Annotated in this window: 20 protein-coding genes; 19 read left to right on the forward strand and 1 reads right to left on the reverse strand. The window is 38.0% G+C overall.

The window, feature by feature from the left end; all coding sequences use genetic code 11:
- Positions 1-642 precede the first annotated feature (642 nt).
- The 14 genes from OE105_RS03875 to OE105_RS03940 all read left to right on the forward strand — a co-directional run bounded on the left by OE105_RS03875 (position 643) and on the right by OE105_RS03940 (position 14,002).
- Complete coding sequence (locus tag OE105_RS03875) at positions 643-2,346, forward strand: formate--tetrahydrofolate ligase (RefSeq protein ID WP_275421424.1); 1,704 nt, start codon at positions 643-645, stop codon at positions 2,344-2,346.
- A 261-nt stretch (positions 2,347-2,607) separates the two neighbouring features.
- A complete protein-coding gene (locus tag OE105_RS03880) occupies positions 2,608-3,129 on the forward strand; it encodes a hypothetical protein (RefSeq protein ID WP_275421425.1) in 522 nt (173 codons plus the stop codon).
- Positions 3,130-3,420: 291 nt separating this feature from the next.
- Positions 3,421-5,304 (forward strand): ABC-F family ATP-binding cassette domain-containing protein, encoded by a 1,884-nt coding sequence (locus OE105_RS03885; RefSeq protein WP_275421427.1) that lies wholly within the window; start codon positions 3,421-3,423, stop codon positions 5,302-5,304.
- A 61-nt stretch (positions 5,305-5,365) separates the two neighbouring features.
- On the forward strand, positions 5,366-6,493 hold the full coding sequence (locus tag OE105_RS03890; RefSeq protein WP_275421428.1) for a conserved virulence factor C family protein: 1,128 nt from the start codon (positions 5,366-5,368) through the stop codon (positions 6,491-6,493).
- A 51-nt stretch (positions 6,494-6,544) separates the two neighbouring features.
- Positions 6,545-6,979, forward strand: a complete 435-nt coding sequence (locus OE105_RS03895; RefSeq protein WP_275421429.1) for a BrxA/BrxB family bacilliredoxin — start codon at positions 6,545-6,547, stop codon at positions 6,977-6,979.
- 247 nt (positions 6,980-7,226) lie between these two features.
- Positions 7,227-7,841, forward strand: coding sequence for a YpjP family protein (locus OE105_RS03900; protein ID WP_275421430.1), 615 nt, complete (start codon positions 7,227-7,229; stop codon positions 7,839-7,841).
- A 176-nt stretch (positions 7,842-8,017) separates the two neighbouring features.
- Entirely contained in the window at positions 8,018-8,713 is a 696-nt protein-coding gene (locus OE105_RS03905; RefSeq protein WP_275421432.1) for an anthrax toxin lethal factor-related metalloendopeptidase, read from the forward strand.
- 18 nt (positions 8,714-8,731) lie between these two features.
- Positions 8,732-9,526, forward strand: coding sequence for a thymidylate synthase (locus OE105_RS03910; RefSeq protein ID WP_275421433.1), 795 nt, complete (start codon positions 8,732-8,734; stop codon positions 9,524-9,526).
- Entirely contained in the window at positions 9,523-10,017 is a 495-nt protein-coding gene (locus OE105_RS03915; RefSeq protein WP_275421434.1) for a dihydrofolate reductase, read from the forward strand. Before OE105_RS03910 ends, OE105_RS03915 begins: the two co-directional genes overlap by 4 nt.
- 20 nt (positions 10,018-10,037) lie before the next feature.
- On the forward strand, positions 10,038-10,703 hold the full coding sequence (locus tag OE105_RS03920) for an SOS response-associated peptidase (protein ID WP_275421435.1): 666 nt from the start codon (positions 10,038-10,040) through the stop codon (positions 10,701-10,703).
- A gap of 23 nt (positions 10,704-10,726) precedes the next feature.
- Positions 10,727-11,566, forward strand: a complete 840-nt coding sequence (locus OE105_RS03925) for a DegV family protein (RefSeq protein WP_275421436.1) — start codon at positions 10,727-10,729, stop codon at positions 11,564-11,566.
- A 345-nt stretch (positions 11,567-11,911) separates the two neighbouring features.
- Positions 11,912-12,475: an SCO family protein gene (locus tag OE105_RS03930; protein ID WP_275422087.1), complete on the forward strand. Its 564-nt coding sequence runs from the start codon at positions 11,912-11,914 to the stop codon at positions 12,473-12,475.
- 125 nt (positions 12,476-12,600) lie between these two features.
- The gene (locus tag OE105_RS03935; protein ID WP_275421437.1) at positions 12,601-13,419 is read left to right on the forward strand and encodes an SGNH/GDSL hydrolase family protein; all 819 of its coding nucleotides are present in this window, start codon (positions 12,601-12,603) and stop codon (positions 13,417-13,419) included.
- Between the two features lies 1 nt (position 13,420).
- Positions 13,421-14,002: a YpmS family protein gene (locus tag OE105_RS03940; protein WP_275421438.1), complete on the forward strand. Its 582-nt coding sequence runs from the start codon at positions 13,421-13,423 to the stop codon at positions 14,000-14,002.
- A gap of 196 nt (positions 14,003-14,198) precedes the next feature.
- Here the strand turns inward: OE105_RS03940 and OE105_RS03945 are convergent, their stop codons facing one another.
- Positions 14,199-15,599, reverse strand: a complete 1,401-nt coding sequence (locus OE105_RS03945) for an RsmF rRNA methyltransferase first C-terminal domain-containing protein (RefSeq protein ID WP_275421439.1) — start codon at positions 15,597-15,599, stop codon at positions 14,199-14,201.
- 128 nt (positions 15,600-15,727) lie between these two features.
- Between OE105_RS03945 and msrA the strand changes: the two genes are divergently transcribed.
- The 5 genes from msrA (at position 15,728) to deoD (ending at position 18,664) form a co-directional block, all read left to right on the forward strand.
- Positions 15,728-16,264: a peptide-methionine (S)-S-oxide reductase MsrA gene (msrA, locus tag OE105_RS03950; RefSeq protein WP_275421440.1), complete on the forward strand. Its 537-nt coding sequence runs from the start codon at positions 15,728-15,730 to the stop codon at positions 16,262-16,264.
- Positions 16,261-16,704, forward strand: coding sequence for a peptide-methionine (R)-S-oxide reductase MsrB (gene msrB, locus OE105_RS03955; RefSeq protein ID WP_275421441.1), 444 nt, complete (start codon positions 16,261-16,263; stop codon positions 16,702-16,704). The genes msrA and msrB overlap by 4 nt, the downstream gene beginning before the upstream one ends.
- A gap of 25 nt (positions 16,705-16,729) precedes the next feature.
- Positions 16,730-16,960, forward strand: coding sequence for a YozE family protein (locus OE105_RS03960; RefSeq protein ID WP_275421442.1), 231 nt, complete (start codon positions 16,730-16,732; stop codon positions 16,958-16,960).
- Between the two features lie 92 nt (positions 16,961-17,052).
- Positions 17,053-17,700 carry a hypothetical protein gene (locus tag OE105_RS03965; RefSeq protein ID WP_275421443.1) on the forward strand — a complete coding sequence of 216 codons (648 nt, stop codon included), beginning with the start codon at positions 17,053-17,055 and terminating at the stop codon, positions 17,698-17,700.
- Positions 17,701-17,956: 256 nt separating this feature from the next.
- A complete protein-coding gene (gene deoD, locus OE105_RS03970; protein WP_275421444.1) occupies positions 17,957-18,664 on the forward strand; it encodes a purine-nucleoside phosphorylase in 708 nt (235 codons plus the stop codon).
- The last annotated feature ends 113 nt before the right edge of the window (positions 18,665-18,777 follow it).

Raw genomic sequence — 18,777 nt, forward strand, 5'->3', positions numbered from 1 at the left:
ATGACGTAAAAAATGGTTAATTAGTCTTAGTTTATATCTGTTTAATGGGGAAAGAAAAAAGAAACTTGTTAAGATCGTACCAAATATTCTATATACTTTGCTCTATACGAATTAAAAAGTAGGAATACAATATTCTTGTTATTAATAATGAATAAGCTTAAATTTTCAAACGGAGGAAGATTGTAGTTCTCTCCTATTTCCCTAAGAATATGTAGAGGATACAGATGTGGTGTTGTTGGGTATCGAAAACATCATGAATCTGTTCCGCCAGTCTTATTGTTTTTCCGATTGCTCGTATTTGGCTGAGAAAAAACCATTTCCGTTTTCCTATTTTGGTGAAGGAAACCACGGGATTGCATTTTATTGCATCTTTCTTTTCCTATGATTTTAATCCACTTAAATTTGCGAAATAACATAATCAAAGTTGGAATACCTTCGAACGTATTCCTTTTTTCTTATGGAAGGATTTCCTATTTTTTACCTTTTATTTGTTGAACGTTTTTTTGTAACGGATTCTTTCAAAATGATCACAGTCCCATTGTTGGAGAAGAAAAGCAATCCATGTAATCCTCCCTTTGTTTTCCCTTTTTAAAAAAAGTGGTAAGATAAACATGTCAATATAAATAGAAGTGAGGGGTTATTTTGCAAAGGGAAAACAGCAAGATACGTTCCGATTTAGAAATTGCTCAAAGTGCAACTCTTTTGCCGATTACTCAAGTCGCGGACAAAATTGGACTCACTGAAAACGATATGGAATTATATGGAAAGTATAAAGGAAAAATTCGTTTTGAAGCATTACATGCATTAGAAAATCGAAGGGATGGAAGATTAATCCTTGTCACATCGATGAATCCGACCCCATTAGGTGAAGGAAAATCGACGGTAACAATCGGTTTAGGAGATGCGTTGAACCGGTTAGGTCATCGTTCGATTTTAGCTTTACGGGAACCCTCCCTCGGACCTGTTATGGGAATTAAAGGGGGTGCTGCAGGAGGGGGATATGCTCAAGTAGTGCCAATGGAAGATATTAATTTACATTTTACGGGAGACTTACATGCGATCACCGTTGCCAATAATGTTCTCGCTTCAATCATCGATAACCATATTTTTCAAGGAAATAAATTAGGGATCGATCCTGGACGAATTACGTGGAAGCGGGCGTTGGATGCCAATGACAGGGCCCTTCGAAATATCGTTGTTGGCTTAGGTGGTAAAGGAAATGGTGTACCCCGGGAAGATCATTTTGAAATCACTGCTGCATCGGAAATGATGGCTATTTTTACTTTAGCTGAAGATTTGGTCGATTTAAAGGAAAAAATAGCCCGTACAGTCGTTGCTTATACATATGAAAAGAAACCTGTGACGGTGGGGGATTTAGGTGCAGAGGGAGCGCTCACTGTACTTTTAAAAGATGCATTTCAACCGAACCTCGTTCAAACCCTTGAAAACACACCTGCCCTTGTACATGGTGGACCATTTGCTAATATCGCCCACGGATGTAATAGTTTAATCGCAACAAAAACGGCATTGAAGCTGGCCGATTACGTGATTACAGAGGCAGGGTTCGGTGCGGATCTTGGAGCGGAAAAATTTTTCAATATTAAAAGTAGAATTGGTAAATTAACACCTACTGCAACGGTAATTGTGGCAACAATCCGGGCTTTGAAATTTCACGGGGGAGTAAATAGGGAAGAACTTTATGATGAAAATGTTGATGCTCTAAGGGAAGGATTTCACAATCTGTTGAAACATATTGAAACGATTAAAGAATTTCAAGTTCCATTCGTCGTTGCGTTAAATCGTTTTATTACGGATAAGGAAAGGGAAATATTGGAATTTGAAAAACTTTGTAACGAATACGACATTCCTTTTGCTGTTACGGAAGTTTGGGAAAAGGGAGGAGCAGGGGGAATACAATTGGCCGAACGGTTACTTGCGGTGATCGATCAGGCTGAAAAGGATCATTCCCCAACCTTTTACCCATTATATCCTTTAGATATTTCATTAGAAGAAAAAATGAACGTGATTGCAAAAAAGGTATACGGTGCAAAGGGAATTGAATTATCACCAAAGGCGGAAAGACAATTGCGGGAATTAGAACAAAACGGCTGGTCGAAATTACCGATTTGTATGGCGAAAACCCAATATTCCTTATCGGATGATCCAAACAAATTGGGACGCCCGAAGGATTTTACGATTCATATTCGCCAGTTGAAACCTTCTATAGGTGCAGGGTTTATCGTCGCTTATACAGGGGACATTTTAACGATGCCGGGCCTTCCGAAACATCCCGCTGCATTAAAAATAAACATAGATGATAGTGGAAAAGTTACCGGATTGTTTTAACCTTTGCCACAGAAGGTTTCATGGATTAATGAAGGAAGTGGAGGGGGAAGTGTAGAACAGATTGGACGATATGAAGACGTTTCATTTTCTCAAAAAAGAAAGAAAAACGTTCGGCATTCCCTTCCATTCGAGTAGATGGAATATTCCGGTCCACATCCGTTAGACGGCCAGTTCTATCTGAACAAACTATACATTTTTGCGTTAGCGTAAGTAATGGAAGCTTGTTCCGCTACTTTAAGTTAAGTACGAAGGGATGATCGAATGTTTGATCCGACGGCCTACGAAAATCTGAAAGTTGTAATCGAAGGGCTTATGTATGAATATGATTTAAATGGTGAAATCACGATATTAGAAAGAAATGATCTTGTCAACTTGGCGGATATGTCTCGCTCATTTGAAATTCAATTTATTCATCATAAAGATTTAAGGCGACTTTTATATGGAAAGGTGGAATTAGTTGCTTCATTCAAACAATTAGCTGCAGAATGGATATTGACGAATGAACAACCAGGGGCACGACTCCTTTTCCGTTTCTGCGTTCATGAGGAACGAAATGAAATTCTTAAAAAACGAATGTTAAAGTATATAAAAGAAACGTATATGCCCCAATTCCACTATCACTGGAAGGAAGTGAAAGATTCGGAAGGGAATTCACAATTTGAAATTATCGTGGAAAAATTCAATCCGGTTACAGAAGATTCGATTGATGATTTACCATCGATCATAGACATGTCGATTGAATCGTTACAAGTGATTTTTGAAATGTTAAATTCATCTTCATGAACGGATGATTCATTTCCATTTATTTTTTATCAGTTAGCAATGGCTAACTGTTTTTTTAAATATGTTAACTAGGAAAGTATGTTTTTTTGGAATTGCTAGGATAAGTTAATTCCCTTTTTCCTTCATTTCCATTCATGTTTTAACGGTATGTCTATTAAAAAAGGTTTACGGTTTTTGACTGTAGTCGACCAAATTTTTCTGTGGATCACTTTGCTCGTTAAGGAATGATCAAAAAAAATATGATAAACTATGTATTACAAAAAAATGAGAAATCACGAATTGGAATGATGTTTGATGCAGTTAATGGTAGAAAATATTTTTAAAACGATTGGTGATAAACAATTATTCAATAATATTTCCTTTACAATCGGAGAAAAGGAACGAGTTGGATTAATTGGTATTAACGGAACAGGGAAATCCACTTTATTAAAAATATTAGCTAATGCAGAAGATGTGGATCGAGGAAAAATTACGATGCCGAAAGATTATCGAATTGGACTATTGTCGCAGGTACCGATATTAGATGGTGAACGAACGATTTTGGAACAAGTACTGAGTAGTGATTTGCCTGTCAATCGAATCGTTTTTGAATACGAAGAGGCTTTAAAAGAGCTCAATAAACAACCGGATGATCCGAAACGGCAAAACGTATTTTTTGAAAAACAAAAAAGGATGGATGATTTCGGAGGATGGGAAATTATTACGAAGGCGAAAACAATATTGACGAAACTCGGTCTTCATCAAATCCATGAAAAAATTAAACATTTATCAGGGGGACAAAAAAAGCGGGTAGCTTTGGCAGAAGTGTTAGTAGATGCACCGAATTTACTCCTTTTAGATGAACCGACGAACCATTTGGACGCGGAAATGATCGAATGGCTCGAGGAAATATTAAACAACTATGAACATTCCGTTATATTTGTAACCCATGATCGATATTTTCTCGATTCCGTTGCAACGAAAATTTTCGAATTAAATGATGGAAAATTGTACAGCTATAAAGGAAATTATGCCGACTATTTGGAAGCGAAGGCAAAAAGGGAAGAAGAGGAAAGCAGACAAAGGGAGAAGCTTCAAAATTTGTATCGAAGGGAACTGGCTTGGATTAAAAGGGGGGCTAAGGCGAGATCGACGAAACAAAAGGCAAGAATTCAACGCTTTGAAAAAATAAATGAGGCCCTTGAAGATCAGAAAGCTCGCGAACTCGATATTTTTTATAAAGGAACAAGATTAGGAAAATCGGTTATTGAAATGAAGGGATGCTTTAAATCCTTTGGTGAAAAAACGATTTTAAACGATTTTCATCTACTCGTCAAATCGAATGAACGAATTGGGATTGTAGGGAATAATGGAAGCGGGAAGACGACTTTATTAAATATTCTTTCAGGAAAAGAACCGTTAGATGCAGGTACATTAACGATCGGTCAAACGGTTAAATTCGCCTATTATACACAACATGCTTCCGACATGGACGGGGATAAACGGATCATCGATTACATTCAGGAGACGAAATCGTTCATCAATGCCGGTAATGAAAAAATGAGTGCTTCTCGAATGTTGGAACGATTTTTATTCCCTCCAAAAACCCACGGAACCTTCATTCGAAAATTATCAGGGGGTGAACGGAAGCGATTATATTTATTAAAACTTTTAATGGATGAGCCGAATGTTCTCCTTTTAGATGAACCGACGAATGATTTGGATACGGAAACGTTAACCGTCTTGGAACAATTTCTCGAGGAATTTCCTGGCGTTGTCATTACCGTTTCCCACGATCGGTATTTTCTTGACAAAGTTTGCGATCGGATTCTATTTTTCCACGGGGATGGACAAATCGAATCATTTTATGGGTGCTATACCGACTTTTTAACGGAAAGAAAAACGAGAAATGAAGAAAAGGTTGAGGAGGAAAAACCGAAAAAGAAAAATGTATTTAAAGAGGATAAGCCGAAGGGACGGAAATTATCGTATAAGGAAAAAATGGAGTGGGAAACGATCGATGAGAAAATAAAAGAGGCTGAGCAGGAATTAGAGAGGATCCAACGAGCGATGGATGAGGCTGGAAGCGACTTTGAAAAAATCCACCAATTATACGAAGAAGAGGAAAAATGGAATAATGAATTGGAACGACTAATTGAACGATGGGCGTATTTATCGGATTTGATCGGTGAATAAATAAAAGGATTTTGCCATCGGTCATCCGTTCAGGTTAATATAAGGATGAGGAGGGAGAATTGTGAAAATTAAGTCGATTGAACCGACACCTAGTCCACATACGATGAAAGTAATTTTAGACGAGGAATTACCAAAGGGAGCGAGAAATAATTATAAAAAAGGGGATGAAAAGGAAGCACCGGAACAAATCCGTCGAATTCTTCAAATTGAAGGGGTAAAAGGGGTATATCATGTCGCTGATTTTCTAGCGGTAGAACGGCACCCAAAAGCGGATTGGAAACAAATTTTACCAGAAGTTCGCTCCATTTTAGGAGATGAAGACGTGACGAAAGAGGGAAAGGAAAGCATCTCTACCGACGGATATGGCGAGGTTGAAGTATATGTCCAATATTTCAAAGGAATTCCGATGCAAGTAAAATTAGTAGACGGGGAAGAAGAACGAAGATACGGATTACCGGAAATGTTTTTAGATGCCGCCAGACAAGCCCAATTGGAAGGTGACAACATCGTTTTACAAAGAAAATGGGTCGATTATGGCGTTCGTTACGGTGAATTGGATGATATCGGTCAAGAAATAGTAGAAGAAATCGGGGCACTTTTTCCGGAAAGTCGGTTGAAGCAACTGGTTCAATATGCAAAAGAAGGAAAGCCGGTTGAGGGAATGAAACGATATCGAAAAATAACGATTCAAGATTTGGAACATTCCGATTGGAGGAAAAGGTACGAGGCGTTGGAACGAATGGCCGAACCCACCCTTTCCGATCTACCCCTTTTAGAAAAGGCATTAATGGATGAAAAACCGTCCATTCGTCGTTTGGCCGTTGTTTATCTCGGAATGATTGAGGACCGAAAAGTTTTGCCATACCTTTATAAAGCATTGAAAGATCCAACGGTTACGGTGCGAAGAACGGCAGGAGATTGCCTAAGTGACCTCGGTTTTCCGGAAGCTCAAGGGGCGATGGCTGAAGCGTTGAAAGATAAAAGTAAAATCGTTCGGTGGCGGGCGGCGATGTTTTTATATGAAAGCGGTGATAAAAAAAGTCTCCCAGCTTTAAAGGAGGCGGAAAATGACCCCGAATTCGAAGTAGCCTTGCAAGTGAAAATGGCCATCGAACGAATTGAAGGGGGAAAAGAAGCAAAGGGTTCTGTTTGGAAACAAATGACAGAGGAAAGACAATCAACATCATAAAACCAATTTACACTATAATAAATATGTAATGGATAAAAAGGAGGAATAGAGATGTCTATGGCATATGAAGAGTATATGAAACAATTTGTCATTCCGATGAGAGAAGAGATGAAGGAGATTGGTTTTACCGAATTCACAACCCCCGAGGAAGTTACTGAATTTATGGAGGGAGCGAAAGGAACAGTTTTCGTCGTCGTTAATTCCGTCTGCGGTTGTGCAGGAGGGTTGGCACGTCCAGCGGTAAAATATGCGTTGAGCAAAACCGAAAAACATCCCGATCATCTCGTCACCGTCTTTGCTGGACAAGATCGGGAAGCGACGGCAAAAATGCGAGAATACTTTACCGGTTATGAACCTTCCTCTCCATCGATTGCACTTTTAAAGGATGAACAGGTCGTCCATTTTATCCCTCGGGATCATATTGAGGGACATACGGTGGAGGACGTGGCACAAAATATTTTAGCTGCCTTACAACAACATTGTTAAAAAACGGTTCGCTCATTTTTTCGGTAATAAGAATGAAAAGTGAAGGGCTTTTCGCCTAAACTTTACAATTCGAAATGGCAAATAAAGGGTGACTTATCCGATTGGGTCTCCATAGAAAAATGAAATTTTAGGAATAGATGAATATGACTAAAAAGAATGAATAACGGTGGGAAAAGGTTTAATATAACCGATAAGTTTTGTATAATAGAATCATAGTCGATCGTTTATGAAAAAAGGAGCCTTTTCTATGAAAAGTTGGTTATATAAATTTTTTGTAGCAATCATTACTTTTCTCACTTTCGGTCTCGTATCTCCCTATCAAGTCATCCACGCCATCAATCCGCCGTTAGGACAAGATACGAAGGAAGATTTAATTGATGATCGGACCGATCCTGATGAAGAACTGTCGCAAGTTTTAGACGAGAAGGTGGAATCATCCGTTCCATTAAGGGATCAATTTTTATCCGAAACGATTGAATTAGGTGAAAAACAAGCGATGCAAAAATTCGGTCCAAAAATCGCTCCTGTCATTGAAGAAGAATTCCAAACGATGATTTTACCGAAAATAGAAGAATCCATTCGGGAAATATCGGAACAATTTTCCGAAGATCAGTTGGAAGATTTAACGGTTTCAGAGATTCCAGGAGGTGGCGTTAGTGAAAAAATTTTCCATATTTATTCCGAAAAAACAGGTCAGGATATTATTCGTTTTCACGTGCGTAGGGAATTGAAACCCTTAGAAGGATATTGGTTTGATTTCCATTATCATACGTATCACGATCATTTCCAGACCCATTATGAACTTGGACGTATTTTCTGGGATAAAAATACGCCGCCGAACTGGAATCGGTACTATAACTAAAAAATGAAGGCAAAAAGGTCTGTTACCTTTCACGGTGCAGTCCTTTTTTTTGCAAATTACCAGTGGAATACAGGTTCAAAGGAAGGAGGAGCATGTTATAATATACGTATCGTTTTAACGTTAAAGAATACGAGTTTTTTAACTTGATAGAAAAAGGGAAAGGATGACAAATCAATTTGAAAAAATCCCTTTTCACCTTCCTAATCTTCGTTGTCGTTGTTTTGTTCAGTCGTACGGAAGCGACCTTCGATTTTCTTTTTTTAAAGGATTTACCTCCATCTTCCCCCCTTATCGATATACCCGTAACTACGAGCGAACGTGTAAATTCAATCATTCTTCTTCCAACCGGGGAATTTGATCATATGGAGGCGAAAACAATCATTCAAAGAATTGCCTCCTTACCCGATCCACTTCTCCAAAAAATAGAAAATAATGGAATTAAAATTCAATTATTTATCGGATCGTTAACTGATTTTCCATCTACGAAACATTTACGTGGGAAAACACCACGAGGATATACGAATTCGATCACTTGGGATGATGTTCCAGGTATAGGAGGTGGAACGATTATCTTGGTGAAAATAGGAGCAAGCAATCGGGGGAATGGACACGGGTCAATCAATCTCGAACTCCATGAATTAGGGCATTCGGTTGATCAAATTGTGTTTCATGGAATTCGAATGGATCCGAACTTTTTGGAAATTTGGCAAGAAGAAGTGGCAAATTTGTTTCAAGGTGAGGGATATTTTTTAAATTATCCAGAGGAATACTTTGCAGAGACATTCGCAATGTTTTATACTGATAGAAATACGAAAAAAATACTAAAAGAAAAAGCACCGAAAACGTATTCTATTCTATCAAAATTATATTAAGTAAGGGTGGAAAAACGAATGGAACAATACTTGAACCTTTGTCGCCATGTGTTGGAAAACGGCGTAAAGAAAGAAGACAGAACGGGGACAGGGACGATCAGTACATTCGGTTACCAAATGCGATTCGACCTTCAAAAGGGTTTTCCACTTTTAACAACGAAAAAAGTGCATTTGAAATCGATTATTTATGAATTATTATGGTTTTTAAAAGGAGATACGAATGTAAAATATTTACAGGAAAACGGTGTTCGAATTTGGAATGAATGGGCAGATGAAAACGGTGAACTAGGACCGATTTATGGTGCTCAGTGGCGTTCGTGGCAAGGAAGAGATGGAAAGACAGTCGATCAAATTTCCAATGTTATCGAGCAAATAAAAACGAATCCAGACTCAAGACGTTTAATCGTAAGTGCGTGGAATGTGACGGAAATTGAAAACATGGCTTTGCCTCCGTGTCACACTCTGTTTCAATTTTACGTCGCTCATGGAAAATTGTCGTGTCAATTATATCAGCGTTCAGCGGATGTTTTCTTAGGCGTTCCGTTTAACATCGCTTCCTATGCGTTACTGATGATGATGATCGCACAAGTTACCGACTTGGAACCTGGGGAGTTTGTTCATACGTTTGGTGATGTGCATATTTATTCAAATCATCTTGAACAAATCGAAACCCAACTATCAAGAGAACCTAGGATGTTGCCGACGATGAAAATTAATCCGCACGTGAAAAATATTTTCGATTTTTCATACGAAGACTTCCAATTGGAAAATTACAATCCCCATCCGCCAATTAAAGGTAAGGTGAGCGTGTGATTTCGTTTATTGTTGCAATGGATGAAAGAGGAGTCATTGGGAAAAATAACAATATTCCGTGGCATTTACCGGACGATTTAAAGCGATTTAAAAGGATTACGATGGGGCATAAAATCGTCATGGGAAGGAAAACGTTCGAATCGATTGGTAAGCCGTTACCTGGGCGTGAAAATATTGTTCTTTCAACAAATCCAACGTTTCATTGTCCTTCGTGTAAAGTGTTCCGTGATTCAAAAAAGTTACTGGATTATTGTTTACATCAAGAGGAAGAAATTTTTGTGATTGGTGGTTCGAAAATTTTCCAATTGTTCCTTCCCTTTGTGGAAAAATTATATATTACTCGAATTTACCATACCTTTGATGGAGATGTATTTTTTCCAGATTGCAATTGGTCAAAATTTACGATTCTTTCTCGAGAAAAGGGAATGAAAGACGAAAAAAATCCGTATGATTATGAATATATTGTTTATCAAAAAAACAATTCGGACTGATTGACAAGGAGGGGGGTGTCATGTGCGGTAGATTTACACTGACGGCGGATCGGAACGAATTAATTGAAGCTTTTCAATTGGATTTTTTCCCTGATGAATACGAAGTCAGCTACAACATCGCACCGACTCAACCGATATTGGCAGCCGTTCAAGGAAAAAAAGGCAGAAAAGCAGGGTTTTTAACGTGGGGACTTGTTCCTTACTGGGTGAAAGTTCCGAAAAAGTGGAAACCGTTGATTAACGCCCGTTCTGAATCACTAGCTGAAAAATCGAGCTTTCGCCATCTATTAGCACGACGAAGGTGCGTCATTTTTGCAGATAGCTTTTACGAATGGAAGGCTGAAGAGGGAAAGAAGATTCCGTATCGCATTATGTTGGAAAACGGTCGTCCCTTCGCGTTTGCAGGTTTATGGGATCGAAATGAACATGGAGAAGAAAAATTGACAACTTGTACGATTTTAACAACGAAGGCGAATGAGAGGATGCATTTTATACACGAACGGATGCCTGTTATTTTATATGAACAGACACAAATCGAGAAATGGTTAAATGTGGAACAATTTTCTTTTGAAAAAGCAAAAATGGTCCTCACTTCAATGCCAGACGACACGATAAAATTGTATCGGGTGTCGTCCATCGTGAATTCGCCAAAAAACAATCGGAAAGAATGTATTTTACCTGTGTGAAAAATATTTAAGGATGTGTTTAAATGACGATAAAAATTGTAACGGATTCAAGCGCAGACTTGGATCAAGAGACGATTGCCAAATGGGATATCCATGTGATCTCCCATATGATTGAGATGGACGGCAAACAATACTTGGATCGGGTGAATATTACCCCAACGGATTGTCTGGAATATATGAAACATTCACCGAATGTACCCAAAACATCCCAACCGTCAATCGGTACCTTTTTACAATTGTATGAAAGTTTAACGGCAGATGGAAGTGAAGTGCTGTCGATTCATATTTCTGGTCAATTAAGTGGAACTGTAAGTACTGCCCATATGGCAGCCAATCAAGTAGATGGTCAAGTAACGGTTTACGATTCCCACTTTTTATCAAAAACCCTATCTTTTCAAGTCATCGAAGCGGCAAAAATGGCAAAGGAAGGGAAAACCGTCCGAGAAATTATCGAACGTTTAGAAAAAATCCGAGAAAATTCGAGATTGTATGTTGTTTTAGATACGTTGGAATATTTGAATAAAGGGGGACGAATCGGGAAGGGAAAAGCATTGCTCGGTTCCCTTTTAAAAATTAAACCGATCGCTGCCATTCATGAAGGGATTTACACACCAATTGCAACGGTGAGAAATTACAATCAAGCGATGAAACATATGTTGCAATTGATGCGGGAAGATACGCAAGGGAAAGTTATTAAAGCGATCTCTGTCGGCCATGCGGGAGGTCTGAAACGGGCGACCCAATTGAAAAATAAAATCCTGGAACTTTATGAAAATGTAACGATTCAAATTCATGAAACAACACCGATTATTAGTACCCATACCGGTCCGGAAACGGTTGGACTTATGTACTTTTTTGAATAAAGGACTTATTACTATCGGATGTTAAAGGGGAGAAAGAGAATTCTTTACTCCTCTTTTTTTGTTCACTCTGAAGGATTTTCCCCATTCTAACCATTGGTTTAGGTAAAAAAACATATCAAGCTACGTGGATATTTGCCATTTCCGTCTTCTTTTGAAAACGTTTGACTGAAAACGGTAGCGCCCGGAATCAATCTCAGAAAAAAATAAGGATGTAATGGAGAGGATAAAAACATAATCGTCAAAAACTTGACACATATGTTTAAGTTTAATATTTTTTCTTTCCTTTTATATTTGTTACAATAATTTTGAAAAAAGGGAGTGGGGGAATGGACATTGAAAACAAGGATGTTATTCGTTTTTCTCTCCGTAGTTTTACTACTTTCTGCTTGTGGGGGGAAAATCGAGAATAGGAAAAATTGGCCATTAGAATCCTTTGAACATACGGATCATAATGGTATGCCTTTTAAAAAGGAGGATTTATCGGGGAAAGTTTGGGTTGCTAGTTTTATTTTTACGAATTGTGAAACGGTATGTCCACCAATTACGGCTAATATGGCTAGAATTCAACGGATGTTTGCAGAAGAAAAATTAGAAGATGCCCATCTCGTATCCTTTAGCGTTGACCCGGAAGTGGACAAGCCGGAAGATTTAAAGGTCTTTGCCCAAAAATTCACCGATAATTTGGAAAACTGGCATTTTTTAACAGGCTATACCCAAACGTATATTGAACAATTTGCTAAAGAAAATTTTAAATTATACGTATATAAGCCGAAAAATGACGATCAAGTGATGCATGGAACGGATATTTTTCTCATCGATCAGGAGGGAACGATCGTTAAGTATTACGATGGATTAGACGTTCCATATGAAGAAATTTTGCACGATGTGAAAATTTTATTAGGAAAATAGAACCGATGATTAAAAGCAGATTCCTATTTAGGGCTGCTTTTTTTCGTTTTTTCCCCGGTTTATTTGTTATAATAATGAAAATGACTTTTGTTAACGGTCGAAATCAGTGAAGTTGGTGAAACAAAATGAAGCGCATCCTTGTTTTTATTTTTCTTTTATTGTTAGTGGGTTGTACAGATCGAGCGAACGCATTCGACTTTCATGCAGAAAAACAATGGATGGAAGAGATGAAACAACCTTTGCCCGCATATTTTTTACCAAAGACATTGAATATCGTCGCTTTGGGTGATTCGTTAACGCAAGGAGTTGGGGATGAAAGCGCCAGAGGAGGCTACGTATTTTATTTGGAACAATATTTAACCGAATTAAAAGGGGTTAAGGACGTTCAAATTGATAACTTTGGTGTGAAAGGTCATCGTAGTGATCAACTTCTTTCACGATTGAATAAGGAAGAGATAAAGACGAAGATTGAACAGGCTGACCTCGTGTTAATGACGATCGGTGGAAACGATATTATGAAAGTTGTAAAGGAAAATATTTTTCATTTGAAAATGGAAGATTTTCAAGCGAGACAGGAGATTTTTGAAACGAATTTGAAGAATATTTTTGACTTAATCAAAGAATATAATTCGGAAAGTACGATTTTTTTAATCGGTTTATATAATCCTTTTTCCTATTGGTTCTCCGATATTCCCCAATTACAGGAAATCGTACAAAATTGGAACGAAACTGGTAAACAGGTCACCTCCCTTTACGAACAAAGTTACTTCGTCCCGATTGATGAGATTTTTTCCACCGATCGGTTGGATCTTTTATATGAAGATCAATTTCATCCGAATGGACGCGGGTATGAACTCATTGCCCAAACGGTATTTTCTTTCCTTCAAAATGAAGTGGTGACCGATGAGAATAACGAATGGTTTTTAGAGAGGGAAGATGAATAACATGAGCAAATGGAATTGGAAAAAGGCTTTTTTTCTTCTTTTATTTATAAATATTCTCATACTTATAACGTTTTCTGTAATTATCTTTATTTCGCCCGATAATCGGTCTTTTACTATCCAAAAACAGGAGCAGATTGGTGAGCCCGTGTTTCACTTGCAAACGACAAAGGAAGAATTGAACGGATTTATAAATCACTATTTGGAAAAGGAATTAGGTGATAGTCCGATCGATTATACAGTCCTTTTAACCGAACAAGTGGAATTAATTGGTCAATTGCCCGTTTTTGATCGAAAAGTACAGATGACATTAACATTTGTCCCTGAAGCGCTGGAAAATGGCGATATTTTGTTAACACAAAAGTCGATTCGCATCGGACAATTAAATTTACCTGTTACGTATGTGATGAATGTGGTGAATAAGTCTTACAAATTTCCTGAATGGGTAGAACTGTATCCGAATGAACGGGTAATCTATATCCATTTAACAAAAATGAAATTAAAAAATGATTTACGCATTATGGCAAAAACCATTGATTTAGAAAATGATCTTTTAGAGTTTTCCGTCCGTTTAGACGATCAATAGGAGGGGCAGTTCAAAAAAGCACAGCCCCTCTCTTCCTAAATGAAAGTCGATTCATGTCATTTCGGTAGTGACACTTTCCGCGTACACGGCCGAGCCCTATAGAATCGGAAGCTCGACTGTGGGGTCTTCGAATCGGATAGCCTTCACTTTTCCTTTCATTAACTTTGGGACTGAACGGACAGTCCCTTTATTTCATCTATTTTTCTACCACTGGAATATTTTCCTTCATCCATCGTAAGCCTTTCGGATAGTAATTTTTTATGATAGATTGTACAACCTTACCCCAGCCTAAGGGGAAGCCGTCTACAGTAATCAAAGTCCATCCGTTTTTTAAATCCTTTGCAGGTAATGTTTCTCCTTTGATATAACGAATCCAATTGGTTTCGTCGCTCGCCAATTCCAATACATGATTTACCTGTTCTTTTTTCAGCGTTAATCCGAGGGCGTGATTCGGTTCAAATCGATTTTTTTTCAATTCGCCAAGATGTACACCTGCTCGAAGTACTTTTAAACCGGTTAAATCGGGGCAATAATCTGGGAGATGATGGAGGACGTTTCCAAAGTTCACGATGTTTGAAAACATTCGATCTCCGAACATTTCCCGTTCAAACTCGAAATATAAATGAAATGGTTTCTTGTTTTTCGGGATTTTAAACGTTTTTACATCCGATGAAGGGGCAGGAGCGCTTTTTTTCATTTTAGCAACAAAATGGCCCTCCCCATCTAATTTATGTGGCCATAGTCTAGCCGTTTTTTTCAATTCCTCCCTTTTCGTTCGACTCCATTCCGGTCGTCCGTTTTCGATTCCCTTTCCTTTTTCAATATCGATTAACTCCATATTTGGATATTGATCCAAAAATCGTTCGATCACTTGTTCGTTTTCTTCGGGTGAAAAGGTACATGTGGAGTAAACGAGAATACCGTCTTCCCTTAACATTTGAACAGCAGCATCTAAAATGTTCATTTGATTCTTTTGACAGGCCAATACATGTTGTTCACTCCAGTACTCGATGGCTTCCGGATCTTTACGAAACATTCCCTCTCCAGAACAAGGGGCATCGACTATGATTTTATCAAAATAAGAAGGAAAGTGCTGGGCAAGTCTTTCTGGCGTTTCATTCGTTACGATTGCATTTTGGAGCCCAAACCTTTCCACATTTTCCGATAATACTTTCGCCCGTTTCGGATGAATTTCATTAGCGACTAAAATCCCCTGTTGTTTTAAACTTGCTCCGATTTGGGTCGTTTTTCCTCCAGGAGCCGCACATAAGTCGAGCACCTTTTCACCTGGTTTGACATCGAGTAATGGGGCGACGAACATGGCACTCGGTTCTTGTATATAATAAACCCCAGCGAAATGATATGGATGTTTACCTGGTTCGTATTTTTCCAATGAATAATAGTAGCCATTTTCGACAAAGGGAATGTTTTTTAAAGGAAATGGACTTTGTTTTTCCCATTGTTCTGATTGAATTTTTAACGGGTTTATTCGAAGTCCACCGAGACGTGTTTCTTTATATGTAGCAAAAAAATCCTCCGCTTCATCCTTTAGTAAGTCGTTCATTTTTTTTACAAAACCATCAGGTAACTTCTTCATATTTTACTCCTTTCGCATATTTATCTTTATTCTAACAGAAATTTCATTTAAAGGATTTTTTCATAAATGATTTTACTAACGCCTTAATTTTTATTACAATCATAAAAAAGAGAAAAGGAGGGTGACTTGTGCAAAGGAAGTTGGAAAAGGCGACCTTTGCTGGAGGTTGTTTTTGGTGTATGGTCAAGCCCTTTGATGAAATGGATGGAATACATGAAGTGATTTCAGGATATACGGGAGGACATACCGAACACCCTTCTTATGAAGAGGTTTGTTCAGGTACGACCGGTCATTATGAAGCTGTTCAAATTACTTATAATCCTGATTGGATTAGTTACAGACGTTTGTTAGATATTTATTGGAAACAAATTGATCCGACCGATGCAGGCGGTCAGTTTTATGATCGGGGCAGTTCCTATCGTACCGCCATTTTCTATCATAATGAACAACAAAAAAAAGAAGCGGAACAATCAAAACGGGAATTGGAATTAAGTGGTCGATTCAAAGGGGAAATCGTAACCCCGATTCTTCCTGCCAAACCCTTTTATCCTGCAGAAGAAGAACATCAATTTTATTATAAAAAACACCCCACTCATTACGAGCGGTATTTTATCGGGTCCGGAAGAAAATCCTTTATTGAAAAACATTGGGGGAGAATCGAATGAAAGAAAAGGAAGAACGATTGAAACAACTGACTCCAATCCAATATGAAGTTACACAAAAAAATGGGACCGAACCTCCATTTCAAAATGAATATTGGGATTGTTTTGAAGAGGGAATTTATGTCGATGTGATTTCCGGAAAACCATTATTTAGTTCGAAAGATAAATTCGATGCCGGATGTGGATGGCCAAGTTTTACGAAACCGATTGTTCATGAAGAAATTGTAGAAAAAATCGATCGCAGCTACAACATGATTCGTACAGAGGTTCGAAGTAAAACGGCTGATTCCCATCTCGGTCATGTGTTTACCGATGGTCCTTTACCAACAGGACTTCGATATTGTATCAATTCTGCTGCTTTACGGTTTATTCCGAAAAAGGATTTGGAAAAAGAAGGGTATGGGGAGTATTTAAAACTTTTTGAAGACAGGAAAGAAAAATAAATATATTTTGATAAGGTTGGTAGCCATGGCAAAATCATTTTATCATTTTATATTACGTTATCGAGGTACGGATGAAAAGGACGAAATGACGAAGTTTGCAAATCATGCGTATCATGACCATAGTTTTCCAAAAATGTCCGACTCCTATGACGAGTTGAGTCGGTATTTAGAAATGAATGGAGATTATCTCCCTTCCATGACCGTTTTTGATCGAGCTTGGGAATTGTATATCCAACTGGAAAAGGAAAGGGGATAATCTATTCCGATCTTCTTTCGCGCTGGCCTTTTCTCATTTTTTGTCCCTTATGCATATAATAGAAAAACCGTGAAAAGAAGGGGATGGGAGACATGACTGAAAATGGACAGCCAAAATTTTGTATCGGTGATCTGGTGCTAATTGTTCATGAATCAACCGTAGGGAAAATCGTAAAATATTACTTCATCAATCAAAAATGGTATTATTCCTTAGAAGGTCGGACCGAACTCTTTTTAGAAGACAGTCTTTCCCCCATCCGAGACAATCAGATGCAACATGAAAATCGAGAAAATATCCTGATTTCATATAAATTTCAGCTTGGCGACATCGTACAAGTAAAGGGATACGGGGAGGACCTATTTTTCATCATTGGTTTTCGTGTAGAGATATGGCGATATAAAGATTCTGCTTGGGAAGACATTATTTACGAACTTTCTCGAATTAAAGACGGTCAATGGTTAGAAGCGTCAGAAGAAGAGTTGACATATATCACAAATGAACAAAATGGAAAAAAATTATTGATGCAAAGATATCCAAGTGAAAAAAGGCAGCTACTTCAGCCTTCTAAACTAACAAATCAAGAAAAAAGAAAAACGACCGATATCGATGAACTGTTAGACATGTACAATGATTACCAATATTTGTTTCTAAACTTTGGAGAAGCTAAATATAAAAAGAAAATGAAAGAAATTTTAAAAAAATTGGAGGCGTTGGCAAAAAGTCCTTTTCAGAAGGATTGATATTCAAATCCTTGTATTGTTCGATTACAGTCTTGGCGTGTAAACAAAACTTTTTTTAAAAGGTTCATTTATAAAGAAACGGGTTTGAAAGTAGCAATTGAAATGAGATGACTACTTTTTTTGCCAACGCGGTTTTTATTCCTTTGTAAAAATCATTTAAAAAAATGAACAGGACGATTACGGTTTTATTTTCTCATGAACATATGTTATAGTGAATGTGTAAAAATGAATGAAAAAGTTAGCAGGAGGATTAGCCATGAGTGTACATATCGGAGCAAAAGAAAATGAAATTGCGGAAACGGTCCTATTACCAGGAGATCCACTACGGGCAAAGTATATCGCTGAAAACTTTTTAGAAAATGCGGTCCGTTATAACGAAGTAAGAAATATGTTCGGTTATACGGGTACATACAAAGGAAAAAGAATCTCTGTACAAGGGACAGGTATGGGTGTTCCTTCCATCTCCATTTACATTACCGAATTAATGCAAAGCTACAATGTTCAACAATTAATTCGGGTTGGTACGTGTGGAGCTATTCAAAAAGATGTAAAGGTTCGGGATGTGATTTTGGCGATGAGTGCATCCACCGACTCCCAAATCAATCGGAAAATTTTCGGTGGAGCGGTTGATTTCGCACCGACGGCCAACTTCGACTTGCTGAAAAAAGCGTATGATGCCGGGGCGGAAAGGAATTTAAATTTAAAAGTTGGAAACGTGTTCACCGCTGATCTCTTTTATGATGATCACGCAGAACATGAAAAATGGGCAAAATACGGAATTTTAGCCCTTGAAATGGAATCTGCTGCGCTTTATACACTAGCTGCCAAATTCGGTCGAAAGGCATTATCTATTTTAACCGTAAGCGACCATATCCTCACTGGAGAGGAAACGACCGCTGAAGAAAGACAAACATCCTTTAACGATATGATCGAAGTGGCCCTTGAAGCAGCAATTAAAGAATAAATAAAAATAACAAATGACCGACTCCTTTTGGGGTCGGTTATTTTTATGAAACGATCCATCCACCTTATTTTTTCGAGGAAAAGTGAAGGGAATGGAAAAATTTCTGTTTTTGT

It is taken from the genome of Fervidibacillus halotolerans, assembly GCF_026547205.1.
Taxonomy (GTDB): Bacteria; Bacillota; Bacilli; order Bacillales; family Caldibacillaceae; genus Fervidibacillus; species Fervidibacillus halotolerans.

Coding starts and splice junctions, on each gene's coding strand:
- OE105_RS03940 (WP_275421438.1), top strand. CDS start 13,421: ATGAGCAAATGGAATTGGAAAAAGGCTTTTTTTCTTCTTTTATTTATA.
- deoD (WP_275421444.1), top strand. CDS start 17,957: ATGAGTGTACATATCGGAGCAAAAGAAAATGAAATTGCGGAAACGGTC.
- OE105_RS03895 (WP_275421429.1), top strand. CDS start 6,545: ATGTCTATGGCATATGAAGAGTATATGAAACAATTTGTCATTCCGATG.
- OE105_RS03965 (WP_275421443.1), top strand. CDS start 17,053: ATGACTGAAAATGGACAGCCAAAATTTTGTATCGGTGATCTGGTGCTA.
- OE105_RS03960 (WP_275421442.1), top strand. CDS start 16,730: ATGGCAAAATCATTTTATCATTTTATATTACGTTATCGAGGTACGGAT.
- OE105_RS03930 (WP_275422087.1), top strand. CDS start 11,912: ATGTTATTCGTTTTTCTCTCCGTAGTTTTACTACTTTCTGCTTGTGGG.
- OE105_RS03880 (WP_275421425.1), top strand. CDS start 2,608: ATGTTTGATCCGACGGCCTACGAAAATCTGAAAGTTGTAATCGAAGGG.
- OE105_RS03900 (WP_275421430.1), top strand. CDS start 7,227: ATGAAAAGTTGGTTATATAAATTTTTTGTAGCAATCATTACTTTTCTC.
- OE105_RS03935 (WP_275421437.1), top strand. CDS start 12,601: ATGAAGCGCATCCTTGTTTTTATTTTTCTTTTATTGTTAGTGGGTTGT.
- OE105_RS03910 (WP_275421433.1), top strand. CDS start 8,732: ATGGAACAATACTTGAACCTTTGTCGCCATGTGTTGGAAAACGGCGTA.
- OE105_RS03920 (WP_275421435.1), top strand. CDS start 10,038: ATGTGCGGTAGATTTACACTGACGGCGGATCGGAACGAATTAATTGAA.
- OE105_RS03945 (WP_275421439.1), bottom strand. CDS start 15,599: ATGAAGAAGTTACCTGATGGTTTTGTAAAAAAAATGAACGACTTACTA.
- msrB (WP_275421441.1), top strand. CDS start 16,261: ATGAAAGAAAAGGAAGAACGATTGAAACAACTGACTCCAATCCAATAT.
- OE105_RS03925 (WP_275421436.1), top strand. CDS start 10,727: ATGACGATAAAAATTGTAACGGATTCAAGCGCAGACTTGGATCAAGAG.